General features: G+C 38.3%; 12 protein-coding genes. 5 read left to right on the top strand and 7 right to left on the bottom strand.

Annotated features, from left to right (window positions below):
- Entirely contained in the window at positions 1-636 is a 636-nt protein-coding gene (locus UABAM_RS12530) for a PEP-CTERM sorting domain-containing protein (RefSeq protein ID WP_173013280.1), read from the top strand.
- On the opposite strand, the gene wzy is transcribed toward UABAM_RS12530, so the two are convergent.
- On the bottom strand, positions 633-1,985 hold the full coding sequence (wzy, locus tag UABAM_RS12525; RefSeq protein WP_151968345.1) for an O-antigen polysaccharide polymerase Wzy: 1,353 nt from the start codon (positions 1,983-1,985) through the stop codon (positions 633-635). The two genes, UABAM_RS12530 and wzy, sit on opposite strands and share 4 nt — an antisense overlap.
- A complete protein-coding gene (locus tag UABAM_RS12520; protein WP_151968344.1) occupies positions 1,978-3,474 on the bottom strand; it encodes an oligosaccharide flippase family protein in 1,497 nt (498 codons plus the stop codon). Before UABAM_RS12520 ends, wzy begins: the two co-directional genes overlap by 8 nt.
- 323 nt (positions 3,475-3,797) lie before the next feature.
- Here UABAM_RS12520 and UABAM_RS12515 point away from each other — a divergent pair, with 323 nt between their 5' ends.
- Positions 3,798-5,372, top strand: a complete 1,575-nt coding sequence (locus tag UABAM_RS12515) for a serine/threonine-protein kinase (RefSeq protein ID WP_151968343.1) — start codon at positions 3,798-3,800, stop codon at positions 5,370-5,372.
- A 294-nt stretch (positions 5,373-5,666) separates the two neighbouring features.
- Complete coding sequence (locus UABAM_RS12510; protein ID WP_151968342.1) at positions 5,667-8,057, top strand: serine/threonine-protein kinase; 2,391 nt, start codon at positions 5,667-5,669, stop codon at positions 8,055-8,057.
- A gap of 26 nt (positions 8,058-8,083) precedes the next feature.
- On the opposite strand, the gene UABAM_RS12505 is transcribed toward UABAM_RS12510, so the two are convergent.
- Entirely contained in the window at positions 8,084-10,183 is a 2,100-nt protein-coding gene (locus UABAM_RS12505; protein ID WP_173013279.1) for a protein kinase domain-containing protein, read from the bottom strand.
- 142 nt (positions 10,184-10,325) lie between these two features.
- Positions 10,326-11,138: a PhnD/SsuA/transferrin family substrate-binding protein gene (locus UABAM_RS12500; protein WP_151968340.1), complete on the bottom strand. Its 813-nt coding sequence runs from the start codon at positions 11,136-11,138 to the stop codon at positions 10,326-10,328.
- Between the two features lie 28 nt (positions 11,139-11,166).
- Here UABAM_RS12500 and UABAM_RS12495 point away from each other — a divergent pair, with 28 nt between their 5' ends.
- Together UABAM_RS12495 and UABAM_RS12490 are read left to right on the top strand one after the other, a co-directional pair.
- Positions 11,167-11,976 (top strand): alpha/beta fold hydrolase, encoded by an 810-nt coding sequence (locus tag UABAM_RS12495; protein ID WP_151968339.1) that lies wholly within the window; start codon positions 11,167-11,169, stop codon positions 11,974-11,976.
- Entirely contained in the window at positions 11,973-12,728 is a 756-nt protein-coding gene (locus UABAM_RS12490) for a lipopolysaccharide kinase InaA family protein (RefSeq protein ID WP_151968338.1), read from the top strand. The genes UABAM_RS12495 and UABAM_RS12490 overlap by 4 nt, the downstream gene beginning before the upstream one ends.
- A 29-nt stretch (positions 12,729-12,757) precedes the next feature.
- Here UABAM_RS12490 and UABAM_RS12485 read toward each other — a convergent pair whose 3' ends face one another.
- The 3 genes from UABAM_RS12485 to UABAM_RS12475 are packed head-to-tail and all read right to left on the bottom strand — an operon-like array spanning position 12,758 to position 18,651.
- Positions 12,758-16,882, bottom strand: a complete 4,125-nt coding sequence (locus UABAM_RS12485; protein WP_151968337.1) for a serine/threonine-protein kinase — start codon at positions 16,880-16,882, stop codon at positions 12,758-12,760.
- A 12-nt stretch (positions 16,883-16,894) separates the two neighbouring features.
- A complete protein-coding gene (locus tag UABAM_RS12480; protein ID WP_151968336.1) occupies positions 16,895-18,187 on the bottom strand; it encodes an O-antigen ligase family protein in 1,293 nt (430 codons plus the stop codon).
- Positions 18,187-18,651: a KdsC family phosphatase gene (locus tag UABAM_RS12475; RefSeq protein WP_173013278.1), complete on the bottom strand. Its 465-nt coding sequence runs from the start codon at positions 18,649-18,651 to the stop codon at positions 18,187-18,189. The genes UABAM_RS12480 and UABAM_RS12475 overlap by 1 nt, the downstream gene beginning before the upstream one ends.
- Positions 18,652-18,653: the final 2 nt, after the last annotated feature.

The raw sequence follows: 18,653 nt of genomic DNA, 5'->3' as shown, positions 1-18,653 counted from the left end.
GTGCGCAATACACTTATAGCACTAATTATATTTTTTATACCTTGCGTCCTTCAATCTGAAATACTAACACTTCGGGGTGATACTATTAGCGCCGGTGCTTTTAGTTTTGATGGTGGAGCAGGAGTCGATTTTTCAGGTACACCATTTACCTTAAGGCTAGAAATTGACGAAACTCTGACGGTGTTCTCTGGCAATCAGTTCGACGCGAGTGGGCAAGACGTTATTCTCGGAATACAACTCATATTTCCGACAATCAACGATGTTTTCACCGCAGACGTCTCGACAATTGATCGAGGGCTACGCGACGCGGACCCCAATAACGGACTGAATTTACTAACCGATGGTAATAGTATTCGCATTTTACCTCGCGACGTGAACGAATTAGGGCCTGCCCTTGATGGCGAAAATTTGGCCGAATATTTTAGTCGCACAGGTGGGGCGTTTATCGCCGAAAACGATCTAGTCTTTGCAGGTGGTATTGAATTTACCAACAATGCTGGCCAGCTAGTGACCATTGATCAAGTAATTAGAACCACGGTTGGAGCCAGTGTAAAAGTGACCGTTCCTGAACCTACGACATATTTTATTCTGATGTGTCTAGGAGTATTGGTTTATTTTAGAAAGCGCAGAGCTTAAACATCGGCTCTGCGTTTCCAAAATAAATCGACGCATACCTTGATTATCAATAACAATAAATAACTCCATACGATAGGTCGTATGGATACCACAGCATGATTTCTTATCCAAATCAACATGATATAAAAGCCATAACATTTCCATACCGAACTATATATGTAGTCGCGTTGATGTAATGCGTCGATATACCAATTGCCAATCAGCATACCAAAAAGAACAAAGACAAAATAGACACCCCATAAACCAAATTGTGCATAGGCCTCTGCTATTTTTAAATACCCTAAGCCTGACCCCAGTGGATTCATATGCGAGTGGATCCACTTTGACATCGTTTCTTCATCCCTCAGTTTCCACGCCCCGAGATTGGGTACGATACTTTCTATCGCCATTATATACGATTTTCCACCTGTATGGCTCTCTGAACCAGGAATAATCATCATTGTTCCCATAAGAACTTGTAAACTGCTACCCGTTTCTTGTAGCGCTTTTTCAATGGGACGTGTTGTCTGTATCTCATTTAACCCTCTAAATTCAAATAATAGAGGTATGACAAATAGTATTGCTAATGCTAAGGTAATTACCTGTAGAGAATTTAAGTTTATTCTCATGGCAATGAGAAAACTCAGTAGGAAACTAAAACAACCCCCGCGGTCACCTGTGAGTAAAAAAATAATACATAATGTGAGTCCTACAAGGTAGGCTATTTTTTTCTGGAAAGACGTGCGGAAAGACAATGCCATCATAGTAGATGACAAGGGAACGAGCCAATGTAGCAATGTTGTGGGAATGCGAACATCATTTTCTTGTTGATAAATTACATAATCCATATATCCATGTTGGAATGTGCGAAACAAGAAAGAGGGATAAACAAAGAATAGTATAAAAAATGAAAAAAGTACCAATGATGAGGCGATAAAAAATATAGGATTGGCATGATCCCTTTGCTGTTCCGTAAGTCTCTTTTCTTTTTTCGCACGACAAAAAGACAGGTGTAGTCCAAACTGAAAACTTAAAATAGCGATGATGACGGCTTCGATAGACTTTATGAGAAATTCTTCGCTAAACCATTTGAATTTGTCAAAGGCTTGTTCACTCCCACATAAAAAAATAAACAAACACCCACTCGTAAATAGAAATGTTACCGCTAGGTAAACTTGTGGATATGATAGTAATGGTATCTTTAAGAGGCTGTAATTGTAGGCAACGGATATAGCAAATACGAGGATGACACATACTGTAGCTACTTCTAAAGATGAAAACATCGGAGAATAAAAATACACCATCATTGTGAATAGCAGTGGCATAAAAAAAGAAATGGTTAATAATGGAAGAAAGTTTTGCCTATTCATACTTTTTCCTTAGAAAATTTATAAACGTTTTTACATTATCGAAGAATATTATCGTGTATAGAATAGAGTATATCAAATAGCTAAGAAGGAAAATTTCAAAAATCTTTAATAGACCAGAAGCAGGTAACAAATGCGACAGATATACCAAACCAAAGTAATTTAATGTAGCGATGAAAAATTGTGTTGTGATGGGGTAAGAGAAAAATGAAAATTTAAAAAAGTGTGCTACTTGAAGCGTGCGAAGGGTACTAAAAAACGCAATGAGTATAACAGAGGTTAATGAAGCGCCTATTACTTTGAAAGAGGGAATAAGCAAAAAGCATAGTACGATATTTAACACAACACCTAAAAGACCATTGTAAAAATGCAAGTGCGACTTATTTGTCATTGACAATATGTGTCCATTTCCCGCGGTTGTTAAAAATATAAACTGCCCAATAAGTAGTATGTGTAACGAAGTTGTTGAAAAGTGACTAAATGACATGGCCGACAATAGAAGCTCTGATGTGGTGTATGTCGCTATGATCGCTGGAAATGCCAATATCATATTGAGCTGTGTGGAATTTATGTATAATTTATACATTGTATGCATGTCTTCATTCATAAAATAACGGCTGACCATCGGCGCAAACACCGTAAACGTTGCCGAACCAACTGTTTGGATAAAGGAACAAATTAAAAGCATTGTCTTGTAAAAAGTAACGACGGGGGGAGCGACAAAAAATCCAAGAATAATCAAGTCGGACAGCTGGGTAATTTTCAACAAAATACTTGAGAATGCCAAAGGAATGCAATATTTTATCCAATAAAATATGGAAAATTGATGTTGGCAAAGTAGTTGTAAGCGTTTTTGAAAAGTTGTGTTTTTTATTTTGGCAATTCGCGAAAAGAACAAAGTACCTGTTAGGTACATCGTAAACTGGCCCAGAGCATACGAGATGATAACGCCGATAACCCCAAGGTGTGGAAATAAATATAAACAAATGACAAGAGACGAAATTTCTATAAGTGGAGAAAGGATTTCGCGCCCAATTAAAAGGTATAGATTTGTTTCGAAGCTCAAAGTTAGTAGTAATGGTATTTCCGCGGCACCAATAACAGGAAGTATTAAAATCAATAAGTAGATGGTCTCATTTGTGGTAGGAGAGCTACTATTTGCTAGCAAAAATTCACATAGTATGTAAGAGATGAAACTGATGATAAAACCCAAAAGTACAGGAACATAAATCGAAACGGTGAGAATAGCGTGTAGTGTCTCAGGACAATTTTTGTTTTCGACGGCAAATTTTACCATTCCGTGTAGTCCGGCTCTTTGAATGATTATACATATGGTAAATATGCTGAAAATGGTGATGAAAATACCGAAGTCTTTTGCTCCCAAACAATAAATTTGTAAAGGAACGATCGCAAATTTTGCAAATCCACGTAGAAATATACCAAGAAGGCTAATAAACGCACCAACACCGATTTTTTTTATATCTTTTTGCATAGTTGCTCTATAGATCGTCCTGATAGAGATTTGTTTGACGGACCAGTAAATAATATGCTGTAATTATACAAAAAAGCATATCTTTTTGTATAAAAAAAGCCATATGCCGGTGTTAGGTCTGAGCCCAAGCGGGTCTGTACGGATTGCCTCCGTGGTTTCAATACCAAAAACATTATAAATGTACTATTACATCTACCATAATTTTATGCATAGTGAATTTGACGAGCACGTTTTGAAGCAATGCTATGAAACAAAGAACATGTAGTTGACCATGAATCACACGTCATGGGTATATTCTTCATCTTATTTTAGGAAGTCTTTGTATGATAAAAGTGTTGATGAAAGTATTACAAAACGCAGTATCTAAAGGCATTATTAAAGATATTTCCGTTGTCGAAAAATATATCGATGCGTTTGTCAACGAAGAAATGACTCTGCAAGAGATTGAAGATCAAATCTACGAAGGAAAAGAACCATCGATTTTCTATCGTGACGATTTGAATGACTTGGTTGTTGAAAATGCCGATAATCTCGATAGAACCGTGACTGTGATTAGTGGAGATGAAGATGTTGACCCTGCGGCACGTACAACACCATTGGAAAAAGATCCACAAAGTTTTACAATCGAGTCCGAAAAAAATAATGCCCAGGTTCAAATTGCTGCAAACAGTGTCGAAAACAGCCCGTCCTCTTCTAGCCGCAATATTGCCGAGCGTGCATTAAAGAGTGTTGAAATCTTACAAGAAACCAATTTCGATAAGCGCTATGAGGTAAAGGAGGAAATTGGTCGCGGTGGTATGGGGGCGGTTTACCTTGTTTCCGATAAGAGTTTAATGCGTAAAGTTGCGATGAAGGTTCATGAGTTGAAAAATGGTGGTGAGGAAGCTACGCGATTTACCGCCATTTCTTTGGAGCAGTTTATAAAGGAGGCGCGACTTAATGGGCTTCTTGTTGGTGAGTATGTGTTGCCCATCTACGAAGTCGGTATTATTCCCAAGGAAAATCCAAGATTTCCGACGGGAGGTATTTATTACACGATGCGTTATTTAGAGTCAGCAAAAACGCTGCGCGACTTTTTACAAGTTAAAGGCGTAAATAATGTGGATAAATTCAAGATGTTTCGTGCTTTTTTTAAAATTTGTACAACGATAAAGCATGCCCACGACCAGGGATTTATTCATTGTGATTTAAAACCTGATAATATCATGTTTGCTGATATTTCTGAAGAATTGTTTGTCATTGATTGGGGACTGTCGAAGTTACTGGGCCGAAAAGACAACTACGAACGCTACAGTTACATGTATACGAAGTGGAATGAACTCGACGACAATCTTTATGAAAGAGGAATACCCACTTTTACACTTGGAGGAGATAGCGCAAAAGTGGGAACACCCAAGTTCATGTCTCCTGAACAAGCCCGCGGAGATATTGACAATTTCAATGAAGCAACAGATATTTACGGTTTAGGTGGGATTTTGTATTATATGTTTACTCTTAAACCACCCAATTTTACTAAGACGATAAATATTGAAGATGTTCTACGACGAATCGCGAGTCAAGATCGCAGTGATCGACGGGATTATTCGGCACTTCCCGAAGAAGTACGCGATATTTGTAAAAAGTGTTTACAGTTTCGTCAAGAAGATCGCTTTCAGCACGTGGGGGAGATACTCGAGTGTTTCAGGAGTGCGGGGTTGGTTCAAGATACTCGTTTAACGAAAAAGTGCATTTTTTGTGGTAATAAGGTATACGGAAAGTATTGTACTCATTGTGGAAAAAGTATATTTTGTCGTGGGTGTAATAAACCTCTTTCGACAAATGATAAGAAATTCTGTTCGTCTTGTGGGCGAGCTTTTTCGCCTTGGAAGAGGATAGGTAAGTGGTTTTTGCCTGATTAGGCGTATTTGGTTAGGGTGACGGTCAGGGGCACGGTCCAATGCTATTGACTTAATAAGTAAGTGTTATTCAATAAAAGACTTACAAATTCATGTCATTCCCGCGAAAGCGGGAAACCAGCAATACAAATTTGACTTGAAAGCGTCTGGTTCCCTGATCAAGTCAGGGATGACACGTGGCGTAAGTCTTTTATTTACGATTACGGTCACGGTCAGGGTGACGGTAACGATGACGGTTACGGCTACGATGACGGTTACGGCTATAAATATTCTATTACAACTTGGTTTAGAGAAGATATGTCACAACATGAAATTGAGTTCTGTCGCAGAGCAGTTGCAATGGGCTATTTGGATGCAAAGCAGGCGGCACAGTGTTTGGAAATGAAGAAAACGAATAGTCATTCTAGCATCATGCAAGTGTTGTTGCAGTCGCGGCTGATGTCAATGGAGCAGATTCAGGTGGTGATGCGTGCGTCGCAGCAGGGAGGAAGTTCGCAACCTGCTCCGCAGAGGACGTTACAAATTCAAAGATACCACGTTTTACAGGAAATAGGACGTGGTGGTATGGGAGTTGTCTATAAATGTATGGATACGCAATTACAGCGTGTTGTTGCATTGAAATTGCTCTTAGCAGGAGACAATAGTCATCAAGAAGATATTGATCGTTTTATGCGCGAAGCGAAAGCTACGGCGAAATTTGATCATCCTAATATTGTCAAAGTTTATGATATTGGTGTGGAAAATGGTCATCCTTACCTGGCGATGGAATATATTACGGGAAAATCTTTGAAAGAGATCATTGCTGCGTCAACCTTAACGGTAAAGAAAACTGTGCAGATGATGATTAAAATATGTGACGCATTACACTATGTTCATTCCCAAGGCATTGTACATCGAGACTTAAAGCCTGCTAACATTATGGTCGATGATAAGGGCGAACCGCGGATTATGGATTTTGGGTTAGCAAAGACTGCGGAAAGCAGTAAGAAGTTGTCACGTACGGGAGCACTCTTGGGGACAATTTTGTATATGCCTCCTGAACAAGCGCAAGGAATACATCGCGATGTCGACGGGCGTAGTGATATTTATTCTCTTGGAGCAACTTTATATGAAATTTTGACAAAGCGTGTTATTTTTTCGGGAAAGACATTCCAACACGTTCTTACGCAAATTTTAAATGAAGAACCACCTTCGATTCGCAAAATAAAACCGCGAATTCCTCAAGATTTAGAGTGTATTTGTTTTAAGGCAATTGCGAAAAAACGCGAGTGGCGTTATCAAACCGCAGGCGAATTTAAAGAAGATCTTATCGCCTTTGCAAATGGAGATGTGGTGCAGGCAAGTCGCTTGAATATTTTACAAAGTTTGTGGCGCAAAATGTTAAAGTACAGCAAATCCCCCATCGCCATTTCTGTTATGATATTTCTTATTTCGATGATTATTCTTGTTGTGTCCATGTGGAAACTTTCTGGCGAAAAGAGAAAAGGTATTGTACAAAAGTCGCAAGAGACAGTCGTGAAAAAGTCACGTACAGTTTCGGCGATGGACACTTTTTTTGAAGAGCTACGTAATAAAATGGATATTGTGGATGAGACGCAGATGGAGAAAATGATTGCCAATCAAAAAAAATGGCGCGACGACCACGTATTTTTTTACAAATTAGCTTCTTTTTATTTTGAGTATGCTTTTCGCAGTGATGGGGGTTTTCAGCGTCGTATGCAGAAAATGGAGAAAATGATTGCTCGCGGCAAAAGCATACGTGCCACCGCACAAAGTGTTTTATTGCAAAATTTGCACGATTACACAAGAGAAATAAGCCCCTCGAAAGTAAACATAGATAAACATGAGCGTTCCATACGTGAAATTCTTCCCCAAGAGCGCAATCATGGCATTGCACAAGCTGTACACGCTTACAATCGACGTCAATGGCTACATGCCTCGCAGTTTGAAAAAAATATTATGCGCTGTGAGAATATTGTCGCTGTTTTTAAAAGCGTGCGTGCTTATCGTCCGGCCAAAAAAATACAAATTACAAAATTCCGCTTAACATACGATGGCAAAGTAATTACTCCTGCGAATGAGTTTGTTTTTATCGCAGGCGAGAACAAAGATAAGATTAACTATAGTTGTTTCACTCCTAATGGTCGTATGTTACAAAAAGTACTCAACCGCAACACTTTAAAAGTAGAGTCTTCTTATGATACATCTACTGCTGGAGGCAAAGTAAAGTGGACGCGTTTGCAAATGGCGTTAGAAGCATTTGCGTTGTTATTTGTCACCAAGCATTACAAATTAGGTTATGCAATTGAGTTTCCTACAGAAGCAGATTTTAAACTACCTGTGGTACACAAAAATACTCAGAACACGGATACTCAAAATTTTCGTATCCAGAAAACCAAAGGGGAGTTATTTTTGACTTACAAAAATAAACGTCTCAGCGCAAGAGGTGAGTATGTATTTTTTGTTGCCATTTCTGGTAAGAAAGTTGTTTATCTGTGTGGCAAAGATGATCGCAGTATGTGGGAAGTTTGTTATGAACGCCATTCTAAGAAGAGAACGGCACAGCAGATTTTTGTTTCCAATCAACGAAATTTAAAAATGACAGTGAGCTACATCGAAAAAGGCTTTCGCAATTTTTACGGCAAACGCAATTTCCAAATCATAGCACACAAATTGAATAAAAGATAGTTTACGAATAACAGGCATACACAACTTTATTTAGTGCGCTTAATCGCATAAATGTGAAACTCTTTGAGAAAATATACGTATTGTGAGTTTGCCAAATGTATTTCTATGCTATTTTCTCCGTTGTGAATAAAGGAATCTATGTTGAAAATTTGCGTTTGTAATATGCGATTGCTTAAAACATAGTTTTTTTGCAGAAATGAATCGTTGACTTTTATGTGGATCACCGATTCACCTTTTCCCTCGACCAAGCCCGGCATGCTGACGGAAGCATAAAAAAATTGATAGTCTTTGATATATTTATTGATGGAAAAAGACGTGAGTAGCTTAGAAGTATTGCGATAGCGAAAGACCACCGAACCTTGCATCTGATCTGAGTATGTTACTTGGACCACTTTGGCCGCTGTATAGTTTTTTTTGACGAAGGAATATATTTTGTGACGCTTGACGTTTTTCGGCAAAATTTTTTGTTGTTTCCCCCATTCACAAATAAAACGAAGCGGTGTTTTCTCTTCCTGTGCTGACCAGATCGTGTGCTTGTCTTGTGTATTTGTCGTTAGCACCGTTCCCGTTGTTTCTAAATCTTTACCTGAGTAAATAGGCCAATTGCTATAACTCAGAATTTCCTTGTTTTGCCATTTGTCGGCGTTAGGTCTTATTCCAATCCATAATGGGCTACTTGGTGGAATAAATGACAGCAAGAAATTTTCTTCTTCTGGTGCATTTATTGTGACTAAATGTCCACCTAAATAGCGACAAATTTGCTGCGCTTTTTTCCACGAAACTTTGTTGTATACATACAAGTAATATTTTCCTTGCCAGTTATAGACTTTTCCTTGTAAAGAATCCGCACGACTACTTAAGACTTGTTGAATTTCCTTTTTGCTGCGAATAGCTGGGTGAGGTGGAAATTCGCGTTGTGCAATAGGTAACACGTCTTCTTCTTGTATTGGCTGCACGGAGAAAAACTTTTGGTACTTTTGTGGAGCGTTGTTGCGGGATAGAAAAAAAGCGATTGTTGCGAAATTCAATAACAACAGGGCAATCACAATACTATATTTTTTGAAATTGCTATGCATATGCGAAGTTCGCAGTGACGTTTCTTTTGCTTTGGTTCTTCTTCCTTTGAGAAAACGATCTAACTCTCTTGCGAGTTCTTGGGATGTCGCATAGCGTTTTTGTGGGTCTTGTTGTAAGCACTTGAGGCAAATCGCTTCGATTGTTTTGGAGATTTTTGGATGGATTTGCGAAGGTCGGGGGAAATCCCCCTTTTGTATCTTGATGCGCAGTTCAATGATATTGTTTGCGACAAAAGGCAATTGTCCTGTAAGAATTTCGTATAGAATAATTCCCATACTGTAGATGTCACTTTGCGGTGCCGCTGTTTTTGAGTCCTCCATTTGTTCGGGAGACATATAGAGCGGAGTTCCCATGGCGATATTACTTTTTGTTAGTGAAGAGTTCGCTCCTGTAATTTTTGCCAGTCCAAAGTCGGTGAGAAACGCTTCTCCCTTTTCATTGATTAGAATATTGGATGGTTTTAAATCGCGATGCAGAATTCCATTTTTATGGCATTGATGAAGAGCGGTGGCTATCTTTTGCAATATTTGGATATTTTTACGTAGACGGCCATTTTGTTTGATAAAATATTCTAAAGTTTTGCCTTGTATGTACGGCATGACATAGTAGTGACGACCATTGTGTGTTCCCATTTCATAAATAGAAATAATATTGGGATGTTGCATTTGCCGCATCGTTTTTGCTTCGCGTACAAAGCGCTGTATTTCGTCTTCTCCATCGGAAATAAGAACTTTGATCGCTACAATTTCTGTGCTACTCTTTGCTTTGTAAACAATTCCCATACCCCCACGGGCAATTTCTTGGATAATGTGATAGTTACCTATGGTTTTTGGAGGTGCTTGTGCGTTTCTGGGCATTTCATTGTCATTGCTCAATAGCGTTTGCACTAAACTTTTATCGATTCCCTGAGAAAGCAAAAAGTCTTCTACGCTACCTCCGGTATTTTTTTGCCAATTATTCCACAATTGCACCGCTTGTTGCGTTGAGCATATACCACTATGAGTTAGTTTTTGTATGGCTTTTTGTAATATAGTACTGGAAATATCCATATTTGTTCTTCCTGGTTTACAATTGCAATTTGTCTTGGTTCGCCCATTCGCGAATATCGTCTTCCACATATACATCTTCGAGTATGGTAGTTGCCCAGTTGTGAGAAGAGGCGAGTTTTTCAAGTAGGCGAAGAGAAATGACCTAGTTGTTTTCTCCTGTTTGAATATATTTTTTGAGCGCAATTTTTTCCATGTCGAGAATGTGGAAATATTCTTCGAAAGGAATATATTTGATTTCACGAATGAATAATTCGCGAAAGATAGGTTGCATTTGCGGAGCTTCGTTTAGTTCCCATAATATCTCGCGTATTGTTGTTATTTCTAATTCTGATCGCGAAGCACTTGTGACGTAAGGAGGAGCAGGAGCATGCGGGGTACGGTGAATGATGCGTATTTTTTTGAAAAGTTGTGGACGAAATTTTTTTAAAATGTGATAGCTAAGACAATCGATGGCCGCAGTATCTACTTTATTTTCGCTAACCATTCGTATGGAGTTTTCGTGGGAACCGCTATATTCGGCACGTGAAAAAAAATTTGTGCAGTTTTTGACGTAATTTGCTACGACAAAATACAATATGTTTGCTCCTGAGTGAGAATGTTGACAATTAATGGCGCATGATTTATGGTATAGGTCTTCAATACTTTCTATCTTCGCGTCACTACGTACGATAATAAAACTTGAATAGTTGTGGTCTAAGCAATCAGGAACATTGTAACAAGGTGTTGCGACTACGCGGAGGTCTCGAATGAAAGGCTTTACCACATCGTATCCACATGCCTGACTGAAAAGGAGAAAAGGTGACTGCCATTGGTGCTTATAGGATATGTTTCTTGTTAGAAAGTCGGGCGGATGGAAACCTGCTTTTTTTAGGCGTGATGCGAAAAAATGCCAAAACGAGTCTGTTGCTGGTTTGATTTCGGGAAAATCGTACCATGGTAAAGAAGCAATATTCATAATACACTCTACATTCAGGATAATCTATATGAGTAATTTACATCAAGCGCAGGACGGTACTCTCGTTGATTTTCAGCACATAAAACGTCAAAATTCACAGGGGACTTTTTTTTTATGGCCTTGTGGAATGGGAGATATACGCTCTCATTTATACCAAAATTATTGTGATATTTTAAAAAAATTTGATTTAATACTATACAATCCTCGCTCCCATGGTGAATCTCAAGGAAACTATTGCTTTCACCAAGCAGTACAAGATGCTCGGTATTTTATGCAGCACCTAAAAATTCATCCGCCTTTGTATGGGGTTGGACATAGCGCCGGTGGAGCAGGTATATTAAGGTTAGCAAATAGTTTTTCTTTTCAAAAGCTTTTTCTTTTTTCTCCGATTTTAAACTCACGGCAGGCTTTAGAGTTTATGTATCGCGAACAGACCCAATATTTGTTTACGAAACTTTTTTGCCGCGAGCGCAGTTACAATCCAAAACTTTGGGATGTTCTAATGGATGGTCAATGGCTAGATTATGACCATTGGAATGGCATAAAAGACTCCATTGAAGACAAAGCGCCTTTCTTGAATTCAATAAAAAAAAGTATGGAAGAGATTGCTCATCCAGGTTACGGAGTATACGACGAAATTGTAAAACATGGTAGCAAATCACTCATTTGTATACCAGAAAAAGATTTATGGTTCTCTATTGAAAATCAATTGCAGGTAGCAAAAAAAAATAACATTACTATCGCGACAGTTTATAATGCAAAAAATCATTTTTTCAAGCGCCGTTGGAATAACATTTGGAAGTTTATTACATATGCAGTAAATGGAGAAAATGTATGAGTAAGCTATTTGTAAATGAAAAATTTGATTTAGGTATCGATATTGTAGATGTGGAACAAGTAGATTCTTTGGCTAGTCAGGGACAAATTTTTATTGAAGCAGGTAGGGTAGTTATATCAAAGCTACAGTTAGGCAATGTAAAATGTTTTATCAAGAAGTATTCTTATACTCCCAACTATCGATTTTTGGGACGGCCGAGTTATACGTTTCGCGAAAAGCATTCCTTTGATTGTTTTTCCGAAATGGGGATTCCACACCCTGAAGTGATTTTTTGTGCAGAAAATAGACAATTTGGTCGCTTGCGTTGGGCAATTATTGGAATGCAAGAAATAGAAGAATCACAAAATTTAATACCATTTTTTATTGAGTGTAAAGATCCGATACTTCGACAAAATTTAATTTTACGCCTAGCGGAAATGACAGCACTGATGTGCAACCGTCGTTTTTCTCATGGTGGGTGGCGTATGCGCAATATACTCATTGATAAGAATCATCAATTATTTTGTGTGGATTGTCCCAAAGGGCATTTTAAAAAGGCACCTGTTGGACGTAGTTTAGATTTTGACTTGTTGGGAATCTTCAGAGATTTTATGCAAATGTGCTCCGAAGAAGAGAAAATATTTTTTGTGGAAGAGTACTGCAAAAGAACCAATAAAAATGCCGCATTTTGGAAAGAGCATATTGCGGAGATGTGCCTAAAGAAGTTTAAGAGAATAAACCCCTTGGTGCCAGGGCAAACTGTGATATGTTAGGCATAACTTTATGATAACAATAAGTAAAGTTATTTTTTCTTTATACGTTTGCACAGATTTTCATGTGTTTCAAACTGTTCGCGCCGTTTCTTGCTAGTTGTTTCGTACAAAGTACTCATTTTATTTGCATAAAGAGCCGAAAAAGGTTGGGTTAGAAACAACTTGTAATATAGTAGGCGACTCTGATCATACATACCTAGTTTTTCATATAAGTCGACAATTTGACGTAACAATTCAACGCGATTGACATTTTTGATAAAATTCAATTGTTTTTCGATTTGCTTTTTTTGTTCTGTTCCATGCTTCTTCCACAAAGATTTTGCCAGTTGTAAACGATACAATGGGTAATCATTTTTTTTTATGGCCTTCCTCAGTAGCCACAACGTTTTTTGTGTGGGCTTCTCGCCGAGGAGTAGAGCTTTTTCATATAGATATTTCGCTTCTGGGTGTAGATCAATGGCCCAGGTTAAAATCTGTAGCCATTTTTTTTGTAGTGGCTTTAAGCGATAAGCCATGGATGTTAATTTTTCTATGTACAAGTCATACTTTGCTTCTATGGGCTCATTTAGCGCTATGTAGCGCGAATATTCTTGTTCACTCATCACTTCATAATACATCAAGCGATTGTATAGGCCGATGGCCGTGCCTTCTTTTCGCGCTTCGTCGTTGCTTTCCTTTGCTTCTTTTACCATATTTTCCAGGTCTTTGTATTTTTTTGTCAAAGCGGTTAGTGAAATATAGCTCGCTTTGCGAAGTTGTGGATGACTACTTTTTGCGAATTCTTTGAGACACTTAATTTTTTCATAGCGAGTGGGAAGGTGTATTTTCATTAGAAAACGCATTACGGATTCTTGAACAACAGGTAAGTGTAAGTGAGTTAGAATAATGGTTTTGACTAGATCACTTTTTTCCTTGTAGATATCGGATAAGTTAGGTTGCCCAAATAAAGATAAGTGAAAGTAAATTTGTCCGCGAAAATATTCGTCGGGATCTTGCGGGGTGTGAGAACTAATGAGTTCAATGACGTCAATGGCTAATTGCAGACGCTTTTTGGTCATTCCTTGATTCATTTGTGAAACAAAATGAATAAACAGCATTGTGTAGATAAATGTTTTTTCATTGTAACTTAAGAGTTCATTGCTTAAAAGACTACGCATGTCTTGTTGTCCAGGGCTCGTTTGTGCCCAAACATGAGTGGCTTTGAACATTAGCTTTGTTTTGCGTTCTTTAAATATTAGTCGCCTTAAAATGGGACGTAGAGATGGAAAATTAACGTGGTGCCTGAAAGAGTCACTGAAGAATAAGTTTACTAAAATAATAGAGGTATCCTTGTCCCTAAGCCCCTTTTTGTAGTGATCAAGATAGAAATTTTGAGCTTCGAGATTGTTTTGTGACATGGAGTGCCATAAGTACATGTAGGCATAATGGCGCATATTTGTCGACGTGTTATTTAGGTTTCGTAAGACAATCTGTTGGCAGCGTTTTTGTGCATAAGTTGATAAACGTGCGGGAGTATCTTCGAGTGTATTATTTAAAGAGGAGATCAGTGTTCCCGCGGCGCACAGTTGAATACGCTCGTCTTTGTTTTGTAGCATTTTTTCTAGGAATGCCACCGTTTTTTTTCCCAATTCGATACGCATTTTGTTGATGAAATGGGCACGATAATAAATACTATGACATACTAAGTATATTAAAAATTTTTGTTGCTGAGCAGGTAAATTTGTTTCGAGTACTTTGTAACGATTATCATCATCGGTAAAAAAAATGGGAAACCCCGCTTGGCGTAACACGCAAGTGGCGATGATAGATGATTCAAGCGTGTTGGATCGCAAAGAAACCTCATCAAGGAGTTCTATTTTATACGATTTTATCAAATACTTTGCGGCAAGATATTTGTAGAAAATGTTCGGGTGTGATATGAGTATTTTATATACTTCATCGTAGTTTATCGCGTCATGAAATCCGCGTAAAGCACTGCTGTCGATAAAAAATTGCGCTAGATAGTAATAATGGTCTTCTACGTATTCTTCGCCTTTAGTATGTTTTATTTGAGTGACCACTTCATAAATAATGGAACGAATATCTGAAAAACTTTTTTGTGCAAAGTTTTTTAAATCTTTTGTAATGTTGCTTTGGTAGCGCAAACTGAGTAGATGTTCGCGAATGCGTAGCTGTAGGGAAGTATTTTTATTTTCGCGTAAACTTTGCAAAATAGGTTTTAAATCTACTTGGCTTTTGGTCTTTAGATGCTTTCTTTCTTGGAAGCTAAATAAGTACTTGTCGCGAATGGCCACTAAATTTTCAATGAATAGGTTAGGTAGTTTCGGTAAGATTTTTTTGGTACATTCGTTGCGTAGTAGTACGAGATTGTTTTGTTGCAAAATTGGCTCAAATAAACCAAGCTCACACAAGCCGTTAAAAACGGTAAAATTTGGTTGTTCTTCGTTGACAAAAACGTCCTGGAGGATATGTTGGCATTTGACGTTTTTTCCTTGTCGTAGTAAACTTCGTGCATAAAAAGTTCGGTATGCGCTATTCTTAGGGTCAACCCTTAGACATTTTTCAAAAGCTTTTTTCGCACGAGAAGGCAAATTTTGTTTTAAATATGCCTGGCCAAGAAAAAATAAAATTTCGTGACTATTTACACTTTGCTTTTGAGCGCGTTCCAGAAAAGAAATCGCTTTGTGAGGTTGGTCGGTTTCTAAGTAACATACCCCCAAATAGAAAAACAGTTTGTTTAGCATTTGATTGTCATTGATGAGAACAATTTTTACTTTGCGAAAATGAGATAGTGCTAGCGAATAATTACGCTCTTCAAACAACAATACCCCCTTGTAAAAGTGCGCTTTGTATAAAATCTTTGCATCGACATCTTGGAGTCGTAAAATTTTTTGCAAAATTTTATCAGACATCGTGTAGTATTTTTTATCCTGGATTTGCGCAACTTTACTGTAGAGAATGGCCACATGCAAAAGTACATTGTGCGGGATTTCATCTTGTAGTTTGTAGTGCTTTTCAAATAACTGCTTTGCCAGAGAATATTTTCCTGAAAGTACATAAGCTTCCATGAGAAGAGCTGTGGCGTTTTTTTCATCGTGTTTACGCAGGATATGTAAATCATAAATAGCATCACTAAAGTTACGCTGCTTTATAGAGTTTTTGGCACGAATGAGCAAGATACCTTTATCCGGTTCGTAGTCCATCGTTGTGACATCTTCGCGGAGAAAGAACACAACGCTTATCAGAAGAATGCAAGCAAGTATAATGCCGTGAACTGGACGAAAGTGGAATCTTGGACGGCGAAATGTCTTTTTTTGTGGATTCAAAAAATTTTCTAAGTCATTCACTAACAAATGTGTGCTTTCATAGCGCAGTTTTTTTTCTGTAACACACATCATCCAAATGTCGTTGAGTTGTTCAGGTACTTTGTTGTTACGCTTATTTAACATCACAGGTTTCGTGTAGCGTATATTTTGAAAAACCTCTTCGCTTTTTTTTCCACCGACCATCATCTGTCCCGCCATCACTTCATACATAATGGCTCCAAAAGCATAAATGTCTACGCGAAAATCGACTTCTTTAGGTTTACCAAGCAGAACTTCAGGGGCCATATAGTGTGGTGTTCCTGAAAATTCCCCCGACTGCGTAAGTGCAAAGCGGTCACTAGCGACATTTTTGGCGAGTCCAAAATCCATGAGTTTAGGAGTGCCATTGCCATCTATCATGATATTGTTGGGTTTTAAATCGCGATGGACGACGTTCTGGTCATGGGCATAAGCCAAAGCTTTGGCAATGGGGTATAGTAAGCGTGCTTTTTGGTGGACAGACATGCGGTGTTTATTTAGATATTTGTCTAACGTTGTTCCGTTGATATACTCCATCACTAAGTAAAAAACGCCTGATTGAGCTCCTGCCGTGTATATTCTGACTATATTGGGGTGATTCAAATTGGCGGTAATTTCTGCTTCGCGCAAGAAACGTTTTTGAGTAATACCAAACTCTTTGTTAAAAATGAGTTTGATGGCTACTTTTCTACCTGAATTTTTGTGCACAGCGCTGTACACAGCCCCCATACCACCACGACCTAAAAACTCTGCTATTTTATACTCACCAAAAGATTGGCCAGGACCAAATTTGTATAAAGTAAAATCCATAACGACCTTTTCTTATATTAGGTGGGCAAATGCCCAACTGATTGTATTGCAAATAAGAAGTAATAACATTGCAATAATTGCCCATGCTGGTTTTTGTATTGTCGTGCTGTGTGATGGAGTACGTAAAATGAAAAACCAATTGAGCAATAAACACATATAACCAAAAGCTGTTTGTAGTGGAAAACTGACCAGTGAATGGGTTAGTAAGACGAACAATGCAGCAAAGTGACCAGCACCTATACTACAGCGTGTTTTTTTATAGTCAGTATAAGCATAATACAGCATCAATAATAACAATACAATAAATAAACACCCCCCTATTATACCTGTTTCAAGGAATATTTCCAGGTAATCGTTGTGGGTGTGGGCAAAAATGCGCTTGGTTGCTGGTTTATACACCTCGTTGCCACGCGCAGTTGCAAAACGGTTTTTATGATGCCATGCTTTTTGATACCATTGTTCAAAGCCTGTCCCCACCCACATGTGTTCGCGAAAAGTGCGCCATGAACTAACCCAAATGACAATACGTTCTCTGGTAGCTCCATATTGGTGAAAACTCTCTTTGTTCCACAAACTACGTCCTTGGTATAGCGGAATGGAGCACATGACGACAAATAGTATGGCAACGCTTAGCATTGCAAAATAGTTTTTGCGCAATAGAATGAATACAATACATGCGACAAATAAGCCAACAAGTGCCCCACGAGAGCCAATAAATAGTACAGGAAATATGAAAAATATAATGGAAATAACACAGCAAATTTTTCGATAACCACACAACGTCTTGATATAACCACAGAGAGACACGGCTGTTGCGGCTGCCAAGCAGGCGACAAAATTAGGATTTCCTAGTGTAGATCCGTAAAAGTTAGGTCGTACCATTGGCACAGGGGAAAGTTCTGCGTACTGCAAATAAGAAATACCTACGACAACAAACATGATGGTGAACCATGTTTGTTTCACAAGTGACTTGCGTAAAGGAATGTGAATGAGAAGTGCTAAAAACAGAACACCGCAAAACCAAAAGGTGTATTTACTGATCGCAACAAAAGGGTTTGGGGATACAAAACTTGAGATCGCGGCCCATGAAAAAAACAACAAACAGCTTAGTAACAAAGGATTTACTTTACGAATGTAGATGTTATTGTGGCGCCATATCCATAGTGTAAAAGCAATTAAAGTACATAGTTGGAAAACGAGTTGTTTGGGAATGAGAAAATTTTGATCAAACAAATCGCACAATAGTGTTGCACTCAAGCACATCGTTGTAAGTATAAAAAAAGTCAATATGTGTTTTATATTCATTAATTTTGTTGCAAGATAAACTCGGCAAATTCACGAACAGCTCCGCGTCCACCTTCACGTTTACTCTTAAATTGACAAACATTGTGAACTTCATCTACCGCATCTGCCGGGCATCCCGCAATTTTAACTCGTTGTAAGATGGGAATATCAGGTAGATCGTCTCCCATGTAGCAAGCTTCTTCGTCGCTTATATTTTTTTCAATAAGTATTTGCTCGTAAACCGGTAATTTTTCACTAATATTATCGTAGATGAGAGTAACTCCCAACTTTTCCAGGCGTTTATAAAGTGCTAGTGAAGAACGCCCGGTGATAACACCCACTTCAATTCCATGTTGTTGTAAGCGTTTGATCCCAAGGCCATCTTTTACATTAAAACGTTTGAATTCATCACCGTTCTTGTCGATGTAGATAGAACCATCTGTGAGAACTCCATCAACATCGAGTAATACAATTTTACAAGCCACAA

This window comes from Candidatus Uabimicrobium amorphum (genome assembly GCF_009002475.1).
Taxonomy (GTDB): domain Bacteria; phylum Planctomycetota; class Uabimicrobiia; order Uabimicrobiales; family Uabimicrobiaceae; genus Uabimicrobium; species Uabimicrobium amorphum.
Note: the sequence above shows the minus strand (reverse complement) of the source record. Positions and strands in the feature narration are given on the sequence as shown.